Here is a 21,941-nt window from a genome sequence, read left to right as displayed (position 1 = left end):
CTCCTCTGGGTCAAGCGGTTGCTCGGACCCGGGAGGCTCAGGCCGGATGGCTCAGCCGATTGCCGGCGCCATCGCGGTCACATGCGCTTCCCGGGCAATGAAGCAGTCCAGCGGGGACGTCACAACAGCAGGCAAACGCCGACTGTGGCACTCCGAGGACTGTTTGCTAGATCGCGGGTTCATGTGATCCTTAAGGGGTTGCAATGTCCGGCCGGGGCCGGGGCTTGTCCAAGCCCGAAACGACCGAAGCCTGTGGCCGGCCGGGCTGATTCGGCGCTTAGACCCGCCGGACGGTCAGGGTCAAGGTATTTTCTCGTGTCCAAATGGCATGGCAGGCGGCGTGCAACGGCGGCGTCCCGGGACCCGACGACATTGTTACTCTGTAACAGGCTGGCGCGGTCCCCGGCCCGCCTCCGACCGCGCCGGATGGTAGGCACGATTGCAACGACCACGGAATCGGCCAGCCGGCACCGCAATGGCGGGAAGCGGACGACGCCCTTGCCTCTCCGTCATGGCGGGCGTGTTCCCATCACTATCAGGATAAGGCGGTGGCTGGAGAGGAATTTGGTGGCGCACGCCATTGCCATACCGTCATGGCCCGGCTTGTCCGGGCCACCTGTCGCGGCACGCGTGCTGGAATAGGTGGCCCGGACAAGCCGGGCCATGACGATCAGGGAAAGACCGTTCTCCAGCCGTCGCCTTATCCTGATAGCGATGGGGCGTGTCCCGGCCATGACGGTGAGAGAACGGACCGATCCTTCAGGAGACCCACCCTATCCTGCGACACAGGCAACGAACCGTCCTAATCCTTGTCGAACAGGATGCGGTTCGCCGCTCCATCCAGGTCGTCGTACTGCCCCGAGCGCAGCGACCACAGGAACACCACCAGACCCAGCGCCCCGAATGTCAGGCTGATAATCAGCAGATACAGAAGAATCGTCATGCGTCCGTACTCCTGTGCAATCGCAGGCTGTTCGCCATCACCAGCAGCGACGAACTCGACATCGCCACCGCGGCCAGCCAGGGCGTGACCAGGCCGCCCACTGCCAGCGGCACCATCACAACGTTGTAGCCGATGGACAGCGCCAGGTTCTGCCGCATCGCCGCGCGCGCCCGCCGCGCCGTCCGCAGCGCCACCGCCACTGGCCCCAGCTTCATGCCCTGGAACACCAGGTCCGCCACCGTCTGGCTGACATCCGCCGCGGTGGACGGCGACGCCGATACCGAGGCCGCCGCCAGGGCCGGGCTGTCGTTCAACCCGTCGCCCACCATCAGCACCTTGCGGCCTTCCGCGCCCCAGCCTTCGACCAGCGCCACCTTCTCGACCGGCGTGCAGCCTGCCCGCCAGTCGGTGATGCCCAGCGCCGCCGCGATCCGCTCGACCTGCGCCGGCCGATCGCCGGAGACCAGTTTCAGCGTCATCCCCATTGCCCGCAGGCGATCGAGCGTCTGCGCCGCGTCGGGCCGCAGCCGTTCGTCGAAGCCGAAGCGCACCGGCGCCAAACCGGGCCGCGCCAGCCACAGTTCCGGTCCGGTGGCCTCGCCCGATCCGCCGCAGAATGCCCGGCTGCCGAGCCGGACCTCGCCGGCCTCGGTCACGCGGCTGAGGCCCTGTCCGGCATGTTCAATCACGCCGCTCGCCGGCGCCACCCGCCCGGCCGCTGCCACCAGGGAGCGGGCAAGGGGATGCCGGCTGCACGCCGCCATCGCCGCCGCCTCGGCCAGCACGGCCGGATCTTGCGTGCCGTCCAGCGCCGGCAGCGGTTCGGTCAGCGTGCCGGTCTTGTCGAACACCACGGTATCGACCTCGGCCAGGCGCTCCAGCGCCGTCGGCGACTTCAGCAGCATGCCGCGGCGGAACAGGCGTCCCGTGGCGATCACCTGCACCGCCGGCACCGCCAGTGCCAGGGCGCAGGGGCAGGTGATGATCAGCACCGACGTGGCGGTCAGCAGCGCCTGCTCCAGCGGCACCGCCGCGACGAAGAACCACCACAGGAACGTCGCCAGCGCGGCCAGGTGCACCGCTGGCGCATACCGCCGCGCCACCCGGTCGGCCAGCACCACGAACCGTCCGCGCCGCGCCTCCGCCGCCTCGATCAGGCGCAGGCATTCGGCCAGCAGGGTCGAGCCGCCGGTCGCCGTCGCCCGCACCGTCAGCGGCGCGCCCAGGTTCAGCGTGCCGGCATAGACCGCGGTACCAGGCCCGGCGTTCACCGGCAGGCTCTCGCCGGTGACCAGGCTGGCATCCAGCTGGGCCGAGCCGCTTTCCACGACGCCATCGACGCCGATGCGCTCGCCGCTCGCCACCAGCACCCGGTCGTCCTGCGCCACCTGCTCCTGCGCGCAGCGGCGCACCGTGCCGTCCGGCTGCAGCACCGCGACGTCGGTCATGCGCAGGGTCAGCAACTGCTCGGCGGTGGCCCGCGCCTGGCCGCGCGCCCGGTGGTCCAGCACGCGCCCGACCAGCAGGAAGAACAGCAGGGTGACGGCGGAGTCGAAATAGGTATGCGGGCCGCCCTTGATCGTCTCCACCAGGCTCATGCCCGTGACCAGCAGCACGCCGATGCTGACCGGCACGTCCATGTTGGTGCGCCGCTGCCGCAGCGCCGCCCAGGCCGAGGCGAAGAACGGCCGCCCGGCATAGACCACCGCCGGCATCGCCAGCAGCGCCGAGACCCAGTGCAGCATGGTCTCGGTCGCCGAACCGATTTCCGTGAACCTGCCGATCTGGCCGGCCCAGATGGCGATGGAGATGAACATCACGTTGCCGGCGGCGAACCCGGCGACGGCCAGGCAGCGCATCAGCATCCGCCCGGTTTCGTCGCGGGCCGCGTTCAGCGCCGCGGTGTCGAACGGCACCAGCCGGTAGCCCAACGACTCGATCAGCCCGACAAGCCGATCGGCTTCGCCGGCGGCGCCGCGCCAGGCGAGGCGCAGGCGGCGGGTGGTCATGTTGACCCGGCCCACCTCGACGTCCGGCTGCTTCGCCAGCACCGATTCGATCAGCCAGACGCAGGCGCCGCATTGCACGCCATCGACCGCCAGCGTCAGTTCATGGCCGCCGTCCGGCCGGTCCACGATGTGCCGCGCCAGGTCCCGGCGCTCGCCCGGCTCCGGCCGCAGGGCGCGGCTGCCGGCTGCCTCCAGGCGCTGCTGGTAGTAGCGGCCGAGGCCGAGGCCCTGGATGATGCCGTGCGCCGCCTCGCATCCCGGGCAGCAGAAGCGGCGCCCGGCGGCGACGGGCAGGCCGCAATGGGCGCATGCCGCTGCGGTGGCCTCGGCCGGACCGGGCGGCAGCGCGACGGCCGTGCTCATGCCGGACGTCCTTGAATTTGCACCGGGGGCCGCCTGCGTCCTGGCGTCATGGCGCTCCTGGGCTGCATTGGCGTTGAAACAGCGGGCCGGTGGCATGATGGTTGCCACGCCGTCATGGCCCGGCTTGTCCGCATAGGCGGTAACATAACGGGGACCAAGGCGTGTTCGTCTCTCTATCGTCATGGCCGGGCGTGTCCCGGCCATCTGCGCTTCGACGGTGGGGGCGGATGGCCGGGACACGCCCGGCCATGACGATGAGGCTGGCGCCTTCGCCCGCCACGACGCGCCGGCAACGGCCAGTCCTTGCGGCCCCCGGTATCACCTGACCAGCAGGCGCCGGGTTGTGGTGTAGCGGTTGTCGCCCGACGTCACCGTCAGCAGGACATCCCACTGCCCCGGCGCCAGCGCGGCATCGGCCTGGTAATCCGCCGGGTCAAGCGGATGGAACGCCAGCGAGGTCCGTGCGGCCGGCCCCACCGGGCGCTCGGCCTCAGCCTTGATCGTGGCGCCCGCCAGCGGCGCGCCGGTCCGGTCGGCCAGGTGCAGCAGAGGGTGCCGCGCCTCGTCCGCCTTGGTCTCGACCTGCCAGCCGAGCGCCGCCTGTTTCGCCGCGGTCGCGATCACCTTGTCATAGCGCTCGCTCAGGTCGAACCCATCCTGGCCGGCGACGCCGGGGAAGCTCTTCACGGCGGCATAGACCATGTAGCCGTTGACCGCGAAGGCGACCAGCATTCCGGCGAACAGGCCCCAGGGGAACCAGCGGTAAGGACTTTTCTGCATACTGTCCGTTTCTCCGTTTCAGCGCCCGCCGGCGTAGCCGGCCGGGCCCATGAAGGTCGAGTGATACACGGTCTGCGCCCCGGTCGCGGTGTCGCGCAGGATGAAGTCCACCGGCTGCGCCCCGTTGCTCAGTTCCGCCGGGCGGGCGGTCACCAGCACGCGCAGCGTCTCCACGCCGTCGGACGAGCCCAGCACGCGCAGCACCGTCTGTGGCTTCGGATCGCCCTCGGCCACCACCATCTTCGCCCCCGGCAGGCCGGTGATGCTCAGGTCATAGGGGGCGTTCGTCTGGGTCTTGTTGGAGATCTTCACGGTGTAGCCGTTGCGCAGGCTGCCATCGGCCAGCATCACGAACAGCGGCGCCCGGTCGCGCTGCACCGACAGCCCCAGGGTGGAGCGCATCATCAGCGCCGTGCTCATGACGATCACCGCCGCCGTCATGGCAGTCAGGTAGATCATCGTCCGCGGCCGCAGGATACGGATCGGCTCCTTCTTGCCGGCCTTCTTCGCCGCCTGCCGCGCCAGCGTGTCCCAGGTGATCAGCCCCTTCGCCTGGCCGGTGCGCGCCATGACATGATCGCAGGCATCCATGCACAGGCCGCAGTTGATGCACTCGAGCTGGATGCCGTCGCGGATGTCGATGCCGGTGGGGCAGGCGGCGACGCACATGCCGCAATCGACGCAATCGCCGCGCTGCGGTCCGCCCTCGACCCGCTTGCCGCGGGCCCGGGGCTCGCCGCGCCATGCCTGGTAGGTGACGGTGAAGCTCTGGTCGTCCAGCATGGCCGACTGGAAGCGCGGCCAGGGGCACATATAGGTGCAGACCTGCTCCCGCGCCCAGCCCGCCAGCAGGTAGGTGGTCAGGGTGAACAGGCCGGTGAAGAAATACACCGGCGTCGCGGCCGAGCCGGTCCAGAAATCGACCGCCACAGTCGGCGCGTCGGTGTAGTACATGATCCAGGCGCCGCCGGTCCAGAACGCGATGGCCAGCCAGATGCCGTGCTTGAGGGTCTTTTTCCAGATCGTGTCGGCGGTCAGCGGCGCCGCGTCGCGCGCCATGCGCTCGTTGCGGTCGCCCTCGATCTCCTTCTCGATCCACATGAACAGGTCGGTCCAGACCGTCTGCGGACAGGTGTAGCCGCACCAGACGCGGCCGACGAGGCTGGTCACCAGGAACAGCAGGACCGCGCCCAGGATCAGCAGCCCGGCCAGCAGCCAGATGTCCTGCGGCCAGAGCTCAAGGTTGAAGAAATAGAAACGTTCAGTCGAAATATCGAGCAGGACCGCCTGCCCGGGCTGGTTGGGTCCGCGGTACCAGCGGACCCAAGGCAGCACGTAGTAGACGGCGAGGCACGCGATCAGCACGGCCCACTTTATTCGTCGCATCGGGCCACGGACGGTCTTGGGATAGACCTTGACCCGGTTGGCGTAGAGGTCATGGGCGACCGCATCCTGGTGTTCCCGGAGGCGGCTGTCAGTCTTGCTGATACGCGACACGCGAAGGCTCCTACTCGCCGCCACCCAGTGAGTGCACGTAAAGCGTCACGCACTTGATCGTGGCGGGATCAAGCCGTGCGTTCCAGTTCGGCATCACGCCCATCCGCGGCTTGGTCACCTGCGAGACGATGATCTCGCGGGCGTCGCCGTAGAGGTGGATACGGCTGTTCAGCCGCGGCGCGCCGACCAGGCGGTTGCCCTGGCCGTCGGCGCCGTGGCAGGGGGCGCAGTTCTGAGCGAACAGCGCGGCGCCGGCCGAGACGTCCTGGCCCTCGGTCACGTGGCCGTAGAACTTCGACCACACGAAATCGGCGACCTGCTGGATCTGCTCCGGCTTCAGCAGGCCAAGCTCGCCGAACGGCGGCATGGCGCTGGTGTGCGCCGCGGGATCGCCGCTGCGGATACCGTGGGTGACGGTGCGCTGGATATCCGTCAGCTTGCCGCCCCACAGCCAGGAGCCCGCGGCCAGGGCCGGAAAGCCCGGATGGCCAGAGCCGCCCGCGCCGTGACAGGCCTGGCAGTTCTCCTCGAAGGTGATCTTGCCCTTGGTCAGCGCCACCTCCAGCAGCGCCGGATCGGCCTTGATCTGGTCGAACGACAGGGTGGCGATCTTGTCCATCGACACCTTGCGTTCAGCCTGGAGCTTGGCCACCTCGGCATCGACCGCCTTGCGCGGCGAGTAGCCCAGCAGCCCGTGCCAGTATCCCGGCCCATACGGGATCGAGGGATACAGCAGGAACAACACGAACGCGACGGCGATGCTCGAGTAGAAGGTATAGATCCACCACTTCGGCAGCGGCGTATCCAGTTCCTTGATCCCATCCCACTCATGGCCGGTCGTGTCGCGGCCGGAGACGGAATCCTTTTCGATCTTGGTAGGCACTACACGTCATCCTTGAACGGAATTTTGCCCTGCTCCTCGACCTTGCGCTTGCGGCTTGGCCAGTAGGTGGCGGCGACGATCAGCACGAACACCAGCGTCATAGGCACAACCGAATAGTGTCCGAGCCACTGGAGGATGCTCATTGCTGCAGCCTCTCGGTGTTGGTGTCGGCGAAGTTCACCAACGTGCCGAGCATCTGCAGGTAGGCCACCAGCGCGTCGGCCTCGGTAACCACGTGCCCGCTGCCGGATGCTTCAACCGCCTTCGGATACCGCTTCAGCAGCGCCTTGTTGTCCGACCTGGGATCGGCCTGGGCCAACAGGTCCTCCTTGGCGTGGGCGATGTCGTCATCGGTATAGGGCACGCCCAGCTCGCGCAGGGTCCGCATGCGCTCCTGGAGGTCGTCCAGTTCCAGCGGCGTCTGCTCCAGGAAGGCGTAGTGCGGCATCAGCGATTCCGGCACCATCGACTGCGCGTTCCGCAGATGGGCGTAATGCCAGTCGTTGGAGTACTTGCCGCCAACGCGCGCCAGGTCGGGGCCGATGCGCTTCGAGCCCCACTGGAACGGATGATCATACATGCTCTCGGCGGCGATCGAGTAGTGGCCGTAGCGCTCGACCTCGTCGCGCAGGGTGCGGATCTGCTGGCTGTGGCACAGGTAGCAGCCCTCCCGCACATAGATGTCGCGCCCGCGCAGTTCCAGCGGCGAGTATGGCCGCATGCCCTGCACGTGCTCCACCGTCGTCTCGATCGTGAACAGCGGCACGATCTCGACGAGCCCGCCGATGGCGACGGTCAGCAGCGCCCCCATCAGCAGGAAGACGGCGTTCTTTTCGAACCATTCGTGGCGAATAGGTAGTTGCATTGTCTTATTCCCCCGCCACGGCCAGGCCGCCCATCGAGGTGTCGAGCGTCGGGGCCTCGATCGTCGGGCTGGTGACGGTACGTCTCAGGTTGTAGGCCATGATCAGGCCGCCGATGAGGAACATCACGCCACCGATCATGCGCAGCACCATGAACGGATGGACGGCGACGACCGACTCGACGAACGAGTACTGCAGGAAGCCGAACTTGTCGTACGCCCGCCACATCAGGCCTTCCATGATGCCGGCGACCCACATCGAGACGATGTAGAAGACGATGCCCAGGGTGGCGATCCAGTAGTGCCACGACGCCAGCCGCTTGGAGTACAGTTCCTTGTGCCACAGCGCCGGCACCAGGTAGTACAGCGCGCCGAAGGTGATGAAGGCGACCCAGCCCAGCGCGCCAGAGTGCACGTGGCCGATGGTCCAGTCGGTGTAGTGCGACAGCGCGTTGACCTCACGCACCGACATCACCGGCCCTTCGAAGGTGGACATGCCATAGAAGCCCACGGCGGTGACCGAGAAGCGCAGGCCCGGATCGGTGCGCAGCTTGTCCCAGGCGCCCGACAGCGTCATCAGGCCGTTGATCATGCCACCCCAGGACGGCATCCACAGCATGATGGAGAACGCCATGCCCAGCGTCTGCGTCCAGTCGGGCAGGGAGGTCCAGTGCAGGTGGTGCGGCCCGGCCCAGATGTACATGAAGATCAGGGTCCAGAAGTGCACGATCGACAGCCGGTAGGAGTAAACCGGCCGGCCCGCCGCCTTCGGAATGAAGTAGTACATCATCCCCAGGAAGCCCGCGGTCAGGAAGAACCCGACGGCGTTGTGCCCGTACCACCACTGTACCAGCGCGTCCTGCACGCCCGAGAAGTAGCTGTAGCTCTTGGCCGAGTACATCGAGATCGGCAGCGCCAGGTTGTTCACGATGTGCAACATGGCGATGGTGACGATGAACGCCAGGTAGAACCAGTTGGCGACGTAGATGTGCGGTTCCTGCCGCTTCATCAGCGTGCCCATGAAGATCAGCAGGTAGCACACCCAGACGATCGTCAGCCAGATGTCGAGATGCCATTCCGGCTCGGCGTATTCGCGGCTCTGGCTGAACCCCATGACGTAGCTCAGCGCCGCCATGACGATGAAGAACTGGTAGCCCCAGAACACGAAGTTGGCCAGCGCCTCGCCACCCCACAGGCGCGCGCGGCAGGTGCGCTGCACCACATAGAACGACGTGCCGAGCAGGGCCGAGCCGCCGAAGGCAAAGATAGCTGCGGATGTATGCACAGGCCGCAGGCGACCGAAGTTGGTGAACGGCAGGCCAAGATTGAGCGCGGGCCAGGACAGTTCCGAGGCGATGTAGACGCCTACCAGGAATGCGACGATGGCCCAGAAGATCGACGCGATGACGAATTTCTTCACCACGTCGTCGTTGTAGATGACTGGCCTCTCGGCCAGGGCGTGGTCAGACATGGGTGGCTTCCCGTGCTGCGCCGCGTGTCGCGTCCCGCTTGTCGAAGTGACGCTTCACCAGGCCGAAATTGAAGGCAACCGCGAACACGGCGAGGCCGAGTCCGAATATGAACATCTCGCTGTCAGCCGCACCAGCCACGAGGAACAGTCCGACGATGCCGAACCCCGCTACCATCACGCCGACAAGCACGTTTGCAACACTCTCCATAGGCACCTCTCTCCAGGCTGCGTGGCAGGCAAATTGCTGTGCCGCGGCGTCCTTAACATTGATTCATGTCAACGTCGTACAGCTTAGTAAGGTATAGCATTGATCCTTATGCAAAATCTCTATTTTTTGACAGGGTTGTGCACGCCGGACACAGCGGTACGGGGCGGTCTGCTGGCCGGGCTGTTCCTGGCAGGCGTGGCGGGCAGTTTGGTGCATTGCGCGCCGATGTGCGGGGCGTTCGTCCTGGGCCAGGTGTCCGAGCGCATGGCGCGGCTGTCACATACACAACTTTGCGAGTGGCGCCGGGTTGGCAGCGGCCTGCTGCTGCCGTATCACCTGGGGCGGCTGATCACATATGCCGGACTTGGCGCGCTGGTGTCCGGTTCGGCCGCCGTCGCCGTACGCTCGGCGTGGTTCGCGCACCTGTCGGCGGTGTTGCTGGTGCTGGCGGCACTGTTGTTCCTGACCCTGGCGGCGAAGCGAATCCTGCCGGCCTGGGCGCGACTCGACCACGTGCCGCCGGCCTGGGGCCGCCTGCTGGCCCGCGTCACCCGGGCGATCCCGCGCGGCACCGCGGCGGGGGAATTCCTGCTGGGACTCGCGCTGGGCTTCCTGCCGTGCGGATTTCTGTACGCCGCGCTCGCCGCCGCGGCGGCGTCCGGACAGCCGGCGCTGGGCGCGGGGGCGATGGTGGCCTTCGGGCTGGGCACCGCGCCGAGCCTGATGGTGGTCGGCATTGCCGGCCACGCGGCCGGGCGGCGGTTCCAGCGTGGAGTCGCGGTCGCCGGCCCGGTGCTGATGGCGCTCAACGCCACGCTGCTGCTGGCTTTGGCCTGGCAGCGCGTGGCGTGAACGGCAACTGGGTCAGAAGCGGTAGCCGATACCGGTGCCGACGACCAGCGGATCCAGTGCGGTGTGCGCATGCAGCGTCGTGCCCAATGCGTCGACATGCGCATCGGCGTTCAGGAAGATCTGCTTGACGTCGAAGTTGAAGAACCAGTGGCCCGTGAGGTTGTAGTCGAAACCGGCCTGGATCGCCGGGCCGACGTTGTTGCCGACGCTGAAGTGAGTGACGGCGCCGCCGGCCGGGCTGGTGCCATAGAAGAACGCCACGGTCACGCCGGCGCCGATATACGGGCTGAACGCCGAATGCGGCATGAAGTGGTACTGCACCGTCAGGGTCGGCGGCAGCACCCAGGCGGAGCCGACATCGACCTTGCCGAGCGGCGGATTGGGAATTGTGGCGGACAGTTCGTGCCGCGTGCTCGCCGCGATAAGTTCAAACGCGATATTGTCTGTCAGGAAGTAGGAGAAATCCACCTCCGGCGCGGCCTGGTCGGTGACGTTGACCCGGGCGCCGGGGAAGCCGTTGATGCTGCTCGAGTTGTCCTCGGGGATCACGCCGATGGCGCGCAGGCGGATCATGAAGGTGCCGGCCTGCTTGCCGACCAGGGGCTGGTTGAGATCCAGCGGGCTTTGGGCGAACGCCGCCGAACCGCACGCGACCGCACTAAGCATGGTCGTGGCAAACAACAGGTGTCTCATGGTCTCTCCTCGCACTTCGGCGGCGATACCGTTTCAAATGAAACTGCTACATCCGCAGCCGGGGGGAGAAACTATTTTGTGGTGCGAACAGGGTTGACGCAGATCAAACCCGGCGCACTTGTACTGCTCTGTGGCAGAAAAGCGACAAGGGCCGCGATCATCCTGCCGGCGGACCGTCATCCGGCTCCAGCAGGCTGAGGCGGGACAGGTCGAACACGTTGCATCCGGCCTCATCCAGCGCGACCGCCGTGGCAAAGTGCATGCCGAAGCGTATCCGCGGCACGGGATAATCCTTGAGGGCGTACACCGTGGTCGCCAGCATGTGGTCGCGCGCCTCGACCCCCAGGAACAGCCGGGCGTCAGCCCGCGTCAGGGCGTTGGCATCGAGGCCGTGCAGCGGGCTGGTTTCGTCGATCACATGCACCAGGGTCCACAGCGTCGCCAGCACCGTCAGGCTCGACTGCTGCAACGCCAGGTCATACAGGTGCCGTCCCGCTGTCCCGTCGGGGTCGCGTCCGGTCAGCACCACGAGCAGCCGCGCCTCCACTTTGCTCAGCGGGATCCTCTGGCCGCAGGCGAGGCGCAGCATCAGCGCCGGGTGGCGGTCCTTGGTGCGGACCACCGCGTCGTCGGCGAACAGGATGTTCGCCCGGGCGCGGGAAAACCGCACGAACAGCAGGCCGGTCAGGATGGCGGTGAACGCCATGCCGACGACGATCTCGGACGTCGAGACGATGTGCCCGTACAGCGTCGCCGGCGCCATGGCGCCATAGCCGACGGTCGCCAGGGTCTCGACGCTGAAGAAGAACGCATCGCTGAAGGAACCGGGCCGCGCGTTGCCGATGTCGCCGGGGCTCAGCACATATACCAGCGCGAAACCCAGGTTGAGCGTCAGCCAGCATGCCAGCATCGCCGCCACGAACGCTGGCCAGGGGCTGCTGATCGCGAGGCGATAAGGATCACGCAGGTCGAAGCGCCGCATGCCCCGCGCCAGCAGGCCGAACTCCCTGCGTGCGATCGGGATTGGCTTGGGCGGACGTTTCGGTCTGCGCTGTGGCATGGCGCTACGCTTGCTCCGGACCGGGCGGGGTCCAAGAACAAAAGTCCATGAACGAATCGCGAAAACATGTTCCGGCCGCGGATTTTATCCACAGGCTACCCACAGGATTCCCCACATTCGCCGCGATTCCGGCGAAGTACGAAAACTGATCAAAACGAACATCTTGGGGGCTGAAAAACAAGGGGATTCCCTTTGCGACTCGGCTGACTCAAATGGGGCTCCTGCAACCCTGGAGCATGCTGGCTGTCCCCATCGCCGCGTTCCCTTCGACGGCATCAGGCGCAGGTCGCGGCGATCGTCAACGCGATCGCGGCGGGCGAGGCCGCCGACGTCACCAACATCCTCGCCGCGGTCACCCCGGGCGGGGGCAAGTCGCTGTTGCCGGTGATCGCCGCGGCGCGGTTGATCGCTGCCGGCGTGGCCGATCGCGTCTGCTGGGTGGTGCCGCGCGACAGCCTGCGCCTGCAGGCCGAGGAGGCGTTCGCCGACGCCGAGTGGCGGGCACTGCTGAACCATGCGGTCTCGGTGCGCGCCGCCGACAACGGCAACGACCTGTGCCGCGGCCTGTCGGGCTACATCACCACCTACCAGGGCATCGCCGCCGCCCCGGGCCTGCATCTGCAGGAGTTCCGCCGGCACCGCTATCTGCTGGTGGTCGATGAAATCCACCACCTGCCGGCGCTGACCGACGTCACCGGCGTGGCGCCGGGCGACGACGAGGCCTCGGGCTGGAGCCGCGCCATCGTGCCGCTGCTGGAGGCGGCACGCCTGCGCCTGCTGCTGTCCGGCACACTGGAGCGGGCGGACGGGCGCGGCATCCTGTGGCTGCCGTACCGCCGGGGACCGCGCGCCACCATGCAGGAGGTCGATCTGGCGGCACCCGGCTGGGCGGTCGTCGGCTACAGCCGCGCCCAGGCGCTGGCGGACCGCGCCGTGCTGCCGGTGGTGTTCGGCGCGCTGGATGGCGAGGCGAAATGGCTGGACGAGGACGGCCAAGCCTGCGGCCCGCACCGGCTGTTCAACCACTGGCCGGTGGAGACGACGCGACCCGCCCTGTTCACCGCCCTGCGCACCGGCTTCGCCGAGGACCTGCTGCGCCACGCCTTCCTCGCCACGCGCGACCTGCGCGCGCGGCGGCGGCGCGAGCGCGGCCTGCCCGCCGACGCCGCGGCCCGGGGCCTGGGCAAGCTGCTGGTGGTCGCGCCCGACCAGAGCGTGGCGCGGCGCTACCTGGACCTGCTGCGAAGCTGGGTGCCGCAGGCGCAGACCGCTACCGTCCGGATGGCGACCTCCAGCGAGGCCGACGCGCACGAGGTGCTGGCCAGCTTCCGCCTGCAGCCGGAACCGGCGATCCTGGTGACGGTGGCGATGGCGTATGAAGGGCTCGACGCGCCCGAGGTCGCGGTGGTCGCGGCGCTGACGCATATCCGCAGCCGTCCGTGGCTGGAGCAGATGGTGGCGCGCGCCACCCGCATTGATCCGCGCGCGGGCGACTACGCCGGGCAGCGCGCCCTGGTGTATCACCCGGACGATCCGCTGTTCGCGAAGTTCCGCCATCGGCTGGAAACCGAGCAGGGGACGCTGGCCAAGCCGCCTAAGCCGAAGAAGCAGCGCACCCTGCCGCTGTGGCTGAAGGAACAGCTGGCCGCGCAGGCAGATGAGGATGACGACGACAAGGGAGGCATCGTGCCGCTGGAAAGCAACGCCCTGGCGCTGCGCTACGCCCTGCTGAAGCCCGGCCCCGACCTGGCGATGCGCCGCCCGGAGAACGAGGCGCCGCAGGGGGAACTGCTCGACCCGCCCTCCGTGATCGAGCGCCGCCTGCGGGCGCGGGTGGGCGAGATGGTGGCGACGCAGGCGGTCGAGGACGAGATCGCCCGCCAGGCGCCGCGCGGTCCCGGGCTGTACCACAGCTATAATGCCGTGCTGAAGCGGGTGATGGGCAACCGCAGCCGCGCCGAGATGACGATCGCCGAGCTGGAGGCCGCGCTCGGCTGGCTGGAGCGGCACCGGCTGTCGGACCATGTGGACCTTCTGGAAGGCGATCCGAAATACGCCTGGACCGCCCGGCAACGCCGTGGCTGGAAACCGCCCGTCGGCCGGGCTGACGGCAAGCCGCGGGGCGCGCCGCGGGCGCCCGCCGGAGAGTAGTGGCACTTGTCACGGCGGACGTAGGACACACCTTCTATAGTGAGGGCTGCGCAGCAATTTTCCGATGCGGGATGCCGTTGGGCGACTGGAAAGCGGTCCCGGACCTGGGCAAGATCACGCTATCGCCCATACCCGCATGCCCAGGCTGGAGGTCAACACGCCGACAACCCCGACCTTCCGGATTGGCACCGCTGGATGGAGCATTCCGAAGACCTGTGCCTCGGCCTTTGGCGGCGAGGGCACGTATCTGCAGCGCTACGCCCGCGTCCTGCCGGCGGTCGAGATCGACACGTCCTTCTACCGTCCGCACAAGCCGGCCACCTATGCCCGCTGGGCGGCCAGCGTCCCGCCCGGATTCCGCTTCGCGGTCAAGCTGCCGCGTGAGATCACCCATATCCGCAGGCTCGTCGGGATCGAGGAAGCGCTCGGCCGGTTTCTGGAGGAAGCACAGGCGCTGGGCGGTGCGCTTGGCCCACTGCTGGTGCAACTGCCGCCGAGCCTGGGCTTCGACTCGACCGTCGCGGCCGGCTTCTTCGGCAGCCTGCGCGCCCGGTTCGGCGGCCTCGTGGTCTGCGAGCCGCGCCATGCATCCTGGTTCACCGATGCCGTGGATGCGCTGCTCTCGGACGTTCAGGTCGCTCGTGCCGCAGCGGACCCGCCCCCGGTGCCGCGGGCAGTCATGCCCGGCGGCTGGCCCGGGCTGATCTATCGCCGCCTGCACGGCTCGCCGCAGATGTATCATTCGGCATACGGGCCCGATGCCGTCGCCGCCGTCGCCCGGCAGATGCAGGAGACGGCGGTGCCTGACCGGGAGGACTGGTGCATCTTCGACAACACGGCGCTCGGCGAGGCGACCCCGAACGCGCTCGACCTGCTGCACCGGCTGCCCATCATGTGGGAGACGCAACGCTAGAGCAATATCGGCCTGACTGGAAATCGCGGAGCGATTTCAGGCCGATGAAATTGCTCGTGAAATTATGAGCTGGAGCGTTTCCAGTCAGGCTGAAAACGCTCTAGCCGGCAGATTGCCAGTGCCCTTGAAGTCGAAAAATCGCAGTAATCTTATTGGCTTAGTGTCTTAGTGTTAAAGCCAACGGTGAGCACGGCACCGACGTGTGCCAGGGGCGGTGCGATCCCGGACAGGTTCGTGCTGCTCGTTCTGATGATCTAACACGAGGACACTAAGTCACTAAGATTGCTTGCACTTTCAGCGGGTCTTCTGCCGGACTACAGGCCCGGGTGCTATTGCCTTCCGGTCCGAGGGGGCTTTCAGCCGGTCCTGTTGCCCCCGACGCCTCACTCGGCCGCCTCGGGCACCTCCAACTCCGGGAAGGCCCGCCGCCACAGGCGCTTGGCGGCCAGGCGGAAGCGGTCGAGGTACAGGTACACCACCGGCGTGGTGTAGAGCGTCAGCACCTGGCTCAGCGCCAGCCCGCCCAGGATGGAAATGCCCAGCGGCCGGCGCAACTCGCCGCCGTCGCCGAAGCTGAGCGCCAGCGGCAGGGCGCCCAGCATCGCCGCGCTGGTGGTCATCATGATCGGGCGGAAGCGCATCAGGCACGCCTCGAAGATCGCCTCCCGCGGCTCCTGGCCCAGCGTGCGCTCGGCTTCCAGGGCGAAGTCGATCATCAGGATGGCGTTCTTCTTGACGATGCCGATCAGCAGGATGATGCCGATGGCAGCGATCAGGCTGAACTCGGTTTGGCACAGCATCAGCGCCAGGATCGCGCCGATGCCGGCCGAGGGCAGGGTGGACAGGATCGTCACCGGGTGGACGTAGCTCTCGTACAGCACCCCCAGCACGATGTAGATCGCGCCCAGCGCCGACAGCAGCAGCAGCGGCATGGTGCTGAGCGACTCCTGGAACGTCTGTGCCGTGCCCTGGAACCCGCCGTGGATCGAGGCCGGCATGTGGATTTGCCGAATCGCCTGCTCGACCGCCGCAGCCGCTTCGCTCAGCGAGGCGCCGGGGGCCACGTTGAACGAGATCGTGGTGGCGACGAACGGCCCCTTGTGGTTCACCGCCAGCGGCGTATTGCCGGGCCCGTACGAGGTAACGGCGGCAAGCGGGACCATCGTCTCCTGCGCGGTGCTGACCGCGGCGCCCGAGGACGCGCTGCCCTTGCCGGTGTTCGCCAGCGCATTGCTCGACGCGTTGCGCGCTGAACTGAGGGCGACGCTCGCCGCCGTGACAGCACCCGTGGTCGTACTTTTGGCCGCGGCCGTCTTGGTCGAGGCCGCGACGGTGCCCACCACGGCATTGGTCACCTGCGTGCCGCTGGCATTGCCGCCGGAGGTGCTGACATAGACGTCCCGCAGCGTCTCCGGGCTCTGCCAGTAGCGGGGCGCGACCTCCATGATCACGTGGTACTGGTTCTGCGCCTTGTAGATCGTCGACACCTGCCGCTGGCCGAAGGCGTCGTACAGCGTGTTGTCGATCTGGCTGACGTTGATGTTCAGCCGCGCGGCGCTGGCCCGGTCGATCACCACGTCGGTCTCCAGGCCCTTCTGCTGCTGGTCGGAGTTGACGTCGCGCAGGATCGGATCGTGCTCCAGCGCCGTCACCAGCTTCGGCGCCCAGGCGTACAGCTCCTGCGCGCTGTCGGCCTCCAGCGTGTACTGATACGCGGCGTTGGTCGAATGCGCGCCGACGCGGAGGGTCTGGATCGGGATCAGGAACAGGTGCGCCCCCGGCACCGCGGCGAGCTTGCGGCGCAGGCGGCTGGTGACCGCGGTCATGCTGTCGCGCTCGCCCATCGGCTTCAGCGCGACGAACACCGAGCCGGTGTTGGTCTGGTTGGCGCTGCCGCCGCCACCGGTGCCGGTGAATCCAACGACGCTCTGCACCGCCGGATCATGCTGCACGATGCGCGACATCTCGGCCAGCTTGACCTTCATCGCCTGGAACGAGGTGCTCTGGTCCGCCTGCAGCCGGCCGATCAGCGCGCCGTTGTCCTGGTCCGGGAAGAATCCTTTCGGCACAATGACGTACAACGCGACGTTCAGGCCGACGGCGGCCAGCAGCACCAGCATCACCAGCGCCGGGTGGCGCAGCGCCCAGGCCAGGGTCCGGCCATAGACCGCCTGCGCCCGCTCGAACAGCGTCCGCTTCTTCGGCCCCTGCCGGTTGGCCGGCTTCAGCAGCAGAGCGCACATCATCGGCGTGGTGGTCAGCGAGATCGCCAGCGACACCATGATCGCCAGCGACAGGGTCATCGCGAACTCGCGGAACAGCCGCCCGACAATCCCGCCCATCAGCAGGATTGGCAGGAACACCGCGACCAGGGAAAGAGTCATGGAAACAACGGTGAAGCCGACTTCTCTCGCGCCGCGCAGAGCCGCCTGGCGGCGCGGCATGCCGTCCTCGATGTGGCGCGAGATGTTCTCCAGCACCACGATGGCGTCATCGACGACGAAGCCGGTCGAGACGGTCAGCGCCATCAGCGACAGGTTGTCCAGGCTGTAGTCGAGCAGGTACATCGTGCCGAACGTGCCGATGAGCGACACCGGCACGACGATGGCGGGGATGATCGTCGCCCGCACGCTGCGCAGGAACAGGAACACGACCATTGTGACCAGCCCAACCGCGATCAGCAGGGTCCGCTCGGTGTCGTACAGGCTGGCGCGGATCGACGTGGTGCGGTCGTTGACGATGTCCAGGTTCATGGCGGCCGGCAGCGCCGCCTTCAGTTGCGGGATCGCCGCCTTCACGCTGTCCACCGTGCTGATGATGTTGGCGCCGGGCTGGCGGAACAGGATGATCAGCACCGCGGGCCGGCCCTGCGACAGGCCGGCGTTGCGCAGGTTCTCGACCGAGTCGTCCACCTCGGCCACGTCGGACAGGCGCACCGGCGCGCCGTTGCGGTAGGCAATGACCAGCGGCAGGTAGTCGGCCGCCTTGGTAGCCTGGTCGTTGGTGTAGAGCTGGTAGTGCCGGCCGTCGGCCTCGATGGCGCCCTTGGGGCTGTTGGCGTTGGCCGAGGCCAGGGCGGCGCGGACGTCCTCCAGCCCGATGCCGTACTTATACAGAGCGTTCGGGTTCAGCTCCACCCGGACCGCCGGCAGGGCGGAGCCGCCGATGATCACCTGGCCGATGCCGTTGATCTGCGACATCTTCTGCGACAGCACGTTGGCGGCTGCGTCGTACATCTGCCCGCGCGTCATGGTCTTGGACGTCAGCGCCAGGATCAGCACCGGCGCGTCGGCCGGATTGACCTTGCGATAGGTCGGGTTGGTGCGCAGGCTGCTGGGCAGGTCCGCCCGGGCGGCATTGATCGCCGCCTGGACGTCGCGTGCCGCGCCGTTGATGTCGCGGTTCAATCCGAACTGGAGCACGATCTGCGCCTGGCCGGTGGCGCTGACCGAGGTCATCTCGGTAACGTCGGCGATCTGGCCAAGATGCCGCTCCAGCGGGCTGGCGACGCTGGTGGCGACGGTCTCCGGGCTGGCGCCGGGCAACTGCGCCATCACCATGATGGTCGGGAAGTCCACCTGCGGCAGTGGCGCGACCGGCAGCTTGAAGAAGGCGAAGATGCCGGCCAGGGCGATGCCGATGGTCAGCAGGGTCGTGGCGACGGGCCGGGCGATGAACGGGGCGGAGATGTTCATGGCCGCTCTCCCTCGGTCATGGCCGTTCTCCCTCCGTCATGGCCGCCGCCCCCTTCGTCATGGCCGGGCGTGTCCCGGCCATCCGTTTCCCGCCGTTGCAGCGCAGATGGCCGGGACACGCCCTACGCAATGCACACATCCTGGAAACGAGTCGGAAATGACCGTAAAATCAAGTGCTTGCCTGGGCGCCGAGAGCGTTCCCCCATCGTCATGGCCCGGCTTGTCCGGGCCACCTGTCGCGGCACACGTGCTGGAATAGGTGGCCCGGACAAGCCGGGCCATGACGAAAGGGAAACGCAGCGGCGGACCGTTTCCGAGATGTGTGCATCCCGTAGGGACACGCCCGGCCATGACGGTGAGGGAGACGACCTTGCTCCGCCGGACGCCCTGTCCTGATAAGCATGGGACACACCCGGCCATGACGATGGGGCCTGCCGGGACGATGACCCCCATCACACCGCCGCCCCGCCGCCGGCCAGTGACTTGCCGCTCAGCCGCCAGGCCAGCCGATCGAACATCAGGTAGATCACCGGCGTGGTGAACAGCGTCAGCACCTGGCTGACGATCAGCCCGCCGACGATCGCGATGCCCAGCGGATGCCGCAGTTCCGACCCCGTGCCGGTGCCCAGCATCAGCGGCAGCGCGCCCAGCAGCGCCGCCATCGTCGTCATCAAAATCGGCCGGAAGCGCAGCAGGCAGGCCTGGTGGATCGCCTCGCGCGGCGACTTGCCGTCTTCACGCTCCGCCTCCAGCGCGAAGTCGATCATCATGATCGCGTTCTTCTTCACGATGCCGATCAGCAGGATGATGCCGATGATCGAGATGACGTCGATGGTGCCGCCGGCGATCAGCAGCGCCACCAGCGCGCCGGCGCCGGCCGAGGGTAACGTGGACAGGATCGTGATCGGGTGGATGAAGCTCTCATACAGCACCCCCAGCACGATGTACACCGTCACGATCGCCGCCAGCACCAGCAGCAGTTCGTTCGACAGCGACGACTCCAGCGCCGCGGCCGCGCCCTGGAAGGCGGTGACGAAGCTCTCCGGCAGGCCGATATCCGTCTCGGCCTGGCGGATCGCCGCCACGGCCGCGCCGAGCGACGATCCCGGCGGCACGTCGAACGAAATCGTCGTCGCGGGAAACTGCGCCAGGTGGCTGATCTGCAACGGTCCCGGTTTCTGCACCACGCTGACGATCGCGCTCAGCGGCACCTGCCCGGTGGTGGACAGTGAGGACGGCAGGTAGATCGCCGACAGTGAAGCCAGCGAGTGCTGCAACGCCGGGTCCGCCTCCATGATCACGCGGTACTGGTTCGACTGCGTGTAGATGGTGGAGACGATGCGCTGCCCGAACAGGTCATACAGCGCGTTATCGACCGTGGCTGGCGTGATGCCGAAGCGTCCCGCCGTCGTCCGGTCGATCACCAGATTCACCGTCAGCCCCTGCTGCTGTAGGTCGCTCGCGACATTGGACAGTTCCGGCAGGGTCTCCAGCCGCGCCATCAGCTTCGGCACCCATTCGTTGAACGCCGAAAGGTTCGGGTTCTCCAGCACGAACTGGTACTGCGTGCGGCTGACCGAGGCGTCGATCGTCAGGTCCTGCACCGGCTGCAGGTACAGCGTCACGCCCGGCACGTTGGCGGTTTCCCGTTGCAGGCGCCGGGCGACGGCGCTCGCATCCAGGCTGCGTTCATCCTTCGGCTTCAGGTTGATCAGGAACCGCCCGGTGTTCAGCGTGGTGTTGCTGCCGTCCACGCCGATAAAGGAACTCAGGCTGACAACGTCCGGATCCTTCAGAATCGCCGCCGCCAGCGCCTGCTGGTGCTGCGCCATCGCGCCAAAGGAGACGCTCTGCGACGCCACCGAGATGCCTTGCAGCACCCCGGTGTCCTGCACCGGGAAGAATCCTTTGGGCACAAGAATATACAGCCACACCGTCACAGCCAACGTCAGAGCCGCGACCAGCAGCGTCAGCGGCTGGTGGTTCAGCACGATAGTCAAAGCGCGGTCGTAGCGGCCGATGATCCAGTTGAAGCCGTGCTCGGCCGCCAGGTCGAAGCGGTTGCGCTCGGCGTCCGGCCGGTGGCGGACCAGCCGCGCGCACATCATCGGCACCAGCGTCAGCGACACCACCGCCGAGATCACGATCGTCACCGACAGGGTGATGGCGAACTCATGGAACAGCCGCCCGACTACGTCGCCCATGAACAGCAGCGGGATCAGCACTGCGATCAGCGACACGGTCAACGAGATGATGGTGAAGCCGATCTGCTCGCTGCCCTTCAGCGCGGCGGCGAGGGGGGAGGCGCCGGCCTCCACGAAGCGGGCGATGTTCTCGATCATGACGATCGCATCGTCCACGACGAACCCGGTGGAGATGGTCAGCGCCATCAGCGACAGGTTATCCAGGCTGAACCCGAGCAGGTACATGATCGCCAGCGTGCCCACCAGCGACAGCGGCACCGACAGGCTGGGGATCACCGTCGCCGGCAGGTTGCGCAGGAACAGGAAGATCACCAGCACCACCAGCGCGACGGCGAGGAACAGCTCGAACTCCACGTCCGCGACCGAGGCGCGGATCGTCTGCGTCCGGTCGGTCAGCACCGCGACATCCACCGCGGACGGCAGCGACGTCTGAAGACGCGGCAGCAGCTTCTTGATGGTATCGACGACCTGGATGACGTTGGCGCCCGGCTGGCGCTGCACGTTCAGGATGATCGCCGGCGTGGTATTGGCCCAGGCGCCCAGCTTGGTGTTCTCGGCGCCGTTGACCACCGTCGCCACATCCTTCAACCGGACGGGCGCGCCGTTGCGCCAGGCGATCACCAGGTTCAGGTATTGCTGCGGATCGGAAATCTGGTCGTTGGCGTTGATCGTCGTCGCCTGCGCCGGGCCGTCGAAACCGCCTTTCGGCGTGTTGACGTTGGCATTGCCGAGCGTTGTGCGCAGGTCGTCGATGTTCAGCCCGGCGGCCGCCAGCGCCCGCGGATTGATCTGCACCCGCACCGCCGGCCGTTGCCCACCGCTGATCGAAACCAGGCCAACCCCCGGTTGTTGCGAGATTTTCTGCGCCAGACGCGTGTTCGCCATGTCCTCGACCTGGGTCAGCGGCAGGGTCTTCGAGGTCAGCGCCAGCGTCAGAATCGGCGCATCCGCCGGGTTGACCTTGGCGTAGATCGGCGGCGCCGGCAGATCGGTGGGCAGCAGGTTGCCGGCGGCGTTGATGGCTGCCTGCACCTCCTGTTCAGCCACGTCCAGGCTGATGTCCAGGCCGAACTGCAAGGTGATCAGCGAGGCGCCGGCCGAACTGGTGGAGAACATCTGGTTCAGGCTGGGCATCTGCCCGAACTGCACCTCCAGCGGCGAGGTGACCGATGACGTCATCACCTCCGGGCTGGCGCCGGGGTAGAAGGTCTGCACCTGGATGGTCGGGTAATCGACCTCCGGCAGGGCGGAGATCGGCAGGAAGCGGTAGGCGACGATGCCCACCAGCAGGATCGCCGCCATCAGCAGGGTGGTGGCGACCGGCCGCAGGATGAAGGGGCGGGATGGGCTCATGCGG

Annotated in this window: 16 protein-coding genes; 3 read left to right on the top strand and 13 right to left on the bottom strand. The window is 67.4% G+C overall.

All coding sequences use genetic code 11. The annotated features are described in order from the left end of the window. Nucleotides 1-802 precede the first annotated feature (802 nt). From ccoS to CCS01_RS27890, 9 genes are all read right to left on the bottom strand, one after another. Nucleotides 803-943 (bottom strand): cbb3-type cytochrome oxidase assembly protein CcoS, encoded by a 141-nt coding sequence (ccoS, locus tag CCS01_RS27930; RefSeq protein ID WP_104522045.1) that lies wholly within the window; start codon nucleotides 941-943, stop codon nucleotides 803-805. After that, on the bottom strand, nucleotides 940-3,315 hold the full coding sequence (locus CCS01_RS27925; protein WP_104522044.1) for a heavy metal translocating P-type ATPase: 2,376 nt from the start codon (nucleotides 3,313-3,315) through the stop codon (nucleotides 940-942). The genes ccoS and CCS01_RS27925 overlap by 4 nt, the downstream gene beginning before the upstream one ends. Before the next feature lie 318 nt (nucleotides 3,316-3,633). Then, nucleotides 3,634-4,095: a FixH family protein gene (locus tag CCS01_RS27920; protein ID WP_104522043.1), complete on the bottom strand. Its 462-nt coding sequence runs from the start codon at nucleotides 4,093-4,095 to the stop codon at nucleotides 3,634-3,636. Nucleotides 4,096-4,113: 18 nt separating this feature from the next. After that, complete coding sequence (gene ccoG / locus CCS01_RS27915) at nucleotides 4,114-5,592, bottom strand: cytochrome c oxidase accessory protein CcoG (protein ID WP_204848453.1); 1,479 nt, start codon at nucleotides 5,590-5,592, stop codon at nucleotides 4,114-4,116. Between the two features lie 10 nt (nucleotides 5,593-5,602). Continuing rightward, nucleotides 5,603-6,475, bottom strand: coding sequence for a cytochrome-c oxidase, cbb3-type subunit III (gene ccoP / locus CCS01_RS27910; RefSeq protein ID WP_104522042.1), 873 nt, complete (start codon nucleotides 6,473-6,475; stop codon nucleotides 5,603-5,605). Then, complete coding sequence (locus tag CCS01_RS27905; protein WP_104522041.1) at nucleotides 6,475-6,618, bottom strand: cbb3-type cytochrome c oxidase subunit 3; 144 nt, start codon at nucleotides 6,616-6,618, stop codon at nucleotides 6,475-6,477. The genes ccoP and CCS01_RS27905 overlap by 1 nt, the downstream gene beginning before the upstream one ends. Continuing rightward, nucleotides 6,615-7,340 (bottom strand): cytochrome-c oxidase, cbb3-type subunit II, encoded by a 726-nt coding sequence (gene ccoO / locus CCS01_RS27900; RefSeq protein ID WP_104522040.1) that lies wholly within the window; start codon nucleotides 7,338-7,340, stop codon nucleotides 6,615-6,617. Before ccoO ends, CCS01_RS27905 begins: the two co-directional genes overlap by 4 nt. 4 nt (nucleotides 7,341-7,344) lie before the next feature. Beyond that, a complete protein-coding gene (gene ccoN, locus CCS01_RS27895; RefSeq protein WP_104522039.1) occupies nucleotides 7,345-8,808 on the bottom strand; it encodes a cytochrome-c oxidase, cbb3-type subunit I in 1,464 nt (487 codons plus the stop codon). Continuing rightward, entirely contained in the window at nucleotides 8,801-9,016 is a 216-nt protein-coding gene (locus CCS01_RS27890; RefSeq protein ID WP_104522038.1) for a hypothetical protein, read from the bottom strand. Before CCS01_RS27890 ends, ccoN begins: the two co-directional genes overlap by 8 nt. A gap of 108 nt (nucleotides 9,017-9,124) precedes the next feature. Here CCS01_RS27890 and CCS01_RS27885 point away from each other — a divergent pair, with 108 nt between their 5' ends. Then, nucleotides 9,125-9,868, top strand: a complete 744-nt coding sequence (locus CCS01_RS27885) for a sulfite exporter TauE/SafE family protein (protein WP_104522037.1) — start codon at nucleotides 9,125-9,127, stop codon at nucleotides 9,866-9,868. A 12-nt stretch (nucleotides 9,869-9,880) separates the two neighbouring features. On the opposite strand, the gene CCS01_RS27880 is transcribed toward CCS01_RS27885, so the two are convergent. Both CCS01_RS27880 and CCS01_RS27875 read right to left on the bottom strand, forming a co-directional pair. Next, a complete protein-coding gene (locus tag CCS01_RS27880) occupies nucleotides 9,881-10,561 on the bottom strand; it encodes an OmpW/AlkL family protein (RefSeq protein WP_104522036.1) in 681 nt (226 codons plus the stop codon). A 157-nt stretch (nucleotides 10,562-10,718) separates the two neighbouring features. Continuing rightward, on the bottom strand, nucleotides 10,719-11,621 hold the full coding sequence (locus CCS01_RS27875; RefSeq protein ID WP_104522035.1) for an ion channel: 903 nt from the start codon (nucleotides 11,619-11,621) through the stop codon (nucleotides 10,719-10,721). Nucleotides 11,622-11,864: 243 nt separating this feature from the next. Here CCS01_RS27875 and CCS01_RS27870 point away from each other — a divergent pair, with 243 nt between their 5' ends. Then, the gene (locus tag CCS01_RS27870; protein ID WP_104522034.1) at nucleotides 11,865-13,772 is read left to right on the top strand and encodes a DEAD/DEAH box helicase; all 1,908 of its coding nucleotides are present in this window, start codon (nucleotides 11,865-11,867) and stop codon (nucleotides 13,770-13,772) included. A gap of 136 nt (nucleotides 13,773-13,908) precedes the next feature. Continuing rightward, nucleotides 13,909-14,685: a DUF72 domain-containing protein gene (locus CCS01_RS27865; RefSeq protein ID WP_104522033.1), complete on the top strand. Its 777-nt coding sequence runs from the start codon at nucleotides 13,909-13,911 to the stop codon at nucleotides 14,683-14,685. Nucleotides 14,686-15,068: 383 nt separating this feature from the next. On the opposite strand, the gene CCS01_RS27860 is transcribed toward CCS01_RS27865, so the two are convergent. Together CCS01_RS27860 and CCS01_RS27855 are read right to left on the bottom strand one after the other, a co-directional pair. After that, entirely contained in the window at nucleotides 15,069-18,380 is a 3,312-nt protein-coding gene (locus CCS01_RS27860; RefSeq protein ID WP_104522032.1) for an efflux RND transporter permease subunit, read from the bottom strand. Nucleotides 18,381-18,832: 452 nt separating this feature from the next. Further along, nucleotides 18,833-21,937 carry an MdtB/MuxB family multidrug efflux RND transporter permease subunit gene (locus CCS01_RS27855; protein ID WP_104522031.1) on the bottom strand — a complete coding sequence of 1,035 codons (3,105 nt, stop codon included), beginning with the start codon at nucleotides 21,935-21,937 and terminating at the stop codon, nucleotides 18,833-18,835. Nucleotides 21,938-21,941: the final 4 nt, after the last annotated feature.

This window comes from Rhodopila globiformis (assembly GCF_002937115.1).
In the GTDB taxonomy this organism is placed as follows: Bacteria; Pseudomonadota; Alphaproteobacteria; order Acetobacterales; family Acetobacteraceae; genus Rhodopila; species Rhodopila globiformis.
Note: the sequence above shows the minus strand (reverse complement) of the source record. Positions and strands in the feature narration are given on the sequence as shown.

Bases quoted from the DNA above. Each gene is read 5' to 3' on its own strand.
- ccoO (WP_104522040.1), bottom strand. From the start codon at position 7,340: ATGCAACTACCTATTCGCCACGAATGGTTCGAAAAGAACGCCGTCTTC.
- ccoS (WP_104522045.1), bottom strand. From the start codon at position 943: ATGACGATTCTTCTGTATCTGCTGATTATCAGCCTGACATTCGGGGCG.
- ccoN (WP_104522039.1), bottom strand. From the start codon at position 8,808: ATGTCTGACCACGCCCTGGCCGAGAGGCCAGTCATCTACAACGACGAC.
- CCS01_RS27890 (WP_104522038.1), bottom strand. From the start codon at position 9,016: ATGGAGAGTGTTGCAAACGTGCTTGTCGGCGTGATGGTAGCGGGGTTC.
- CCS01_RS27860 (WP_104522032.1), bottom strand. From the start codon at position 18,380: ATGAACATCTCCGCCCCGTTCATCGCCCGGCCCGTCGCCACGACCCTG.
- CCS01_RS27925 (WP_104522044.1), bottom strand. From the start codon at position 3,315: ATGAGCACGGCCGTCGCGCTGCCGCCCGGTCCGGCCGAGGCCACCGCA.
- CCS01_RS27920 (WP_104522043.1), bottom strand. From the start codon at position 4,095: ATGCAGAAAAGTCCTTACCGCTGGTTCCCCTGGGGCCTGTTCGCCGGA.
- CCS01_RS27855 (WP_104522031.1), bottom strand. From the start codon at position 21,937: ATGAGCCCATCCCGCCCCTTCATCCTGCGGCCGGTCGCCACCACCCTG.
- CCS01_RS27875 (WP_104522035.1), bottom strand. From the start codon at position 11,621: ATGCCACAGCGCAGACCGAAACGTCCGCCCAAGCCAATCCCGATCGCA.
- CCS01_RS27880 (WP_104522036.1), bottom strand. From the start codon at position 10,561: ATGAGACACCTGTTGTTTGCCACGACCATGCTTAGTGCGGTCGCGTGC.
- CCS01_RS27865 (WP_104522033.1), top strand. From the start codon at position 13,909: ATGCCCAGGCTGGAGGTCAACACGCCGACAACCCCGACCTTCCGGATT.
- CCS01_RS27905 (WP_104522041.1), bottom strand. From the start codon at position 6,618: ATGAGCATCCTCCAGTGGCTCGGACACTATTCGGTTGTGCCTATGACG.
- CCS01_RS27885 (WP_104522037.1), top strand. From the start codon at position 9,125: ATGCAAAATCTCTATTTTTTGACAGGGTTGTGCACGCCGGACACAGCG.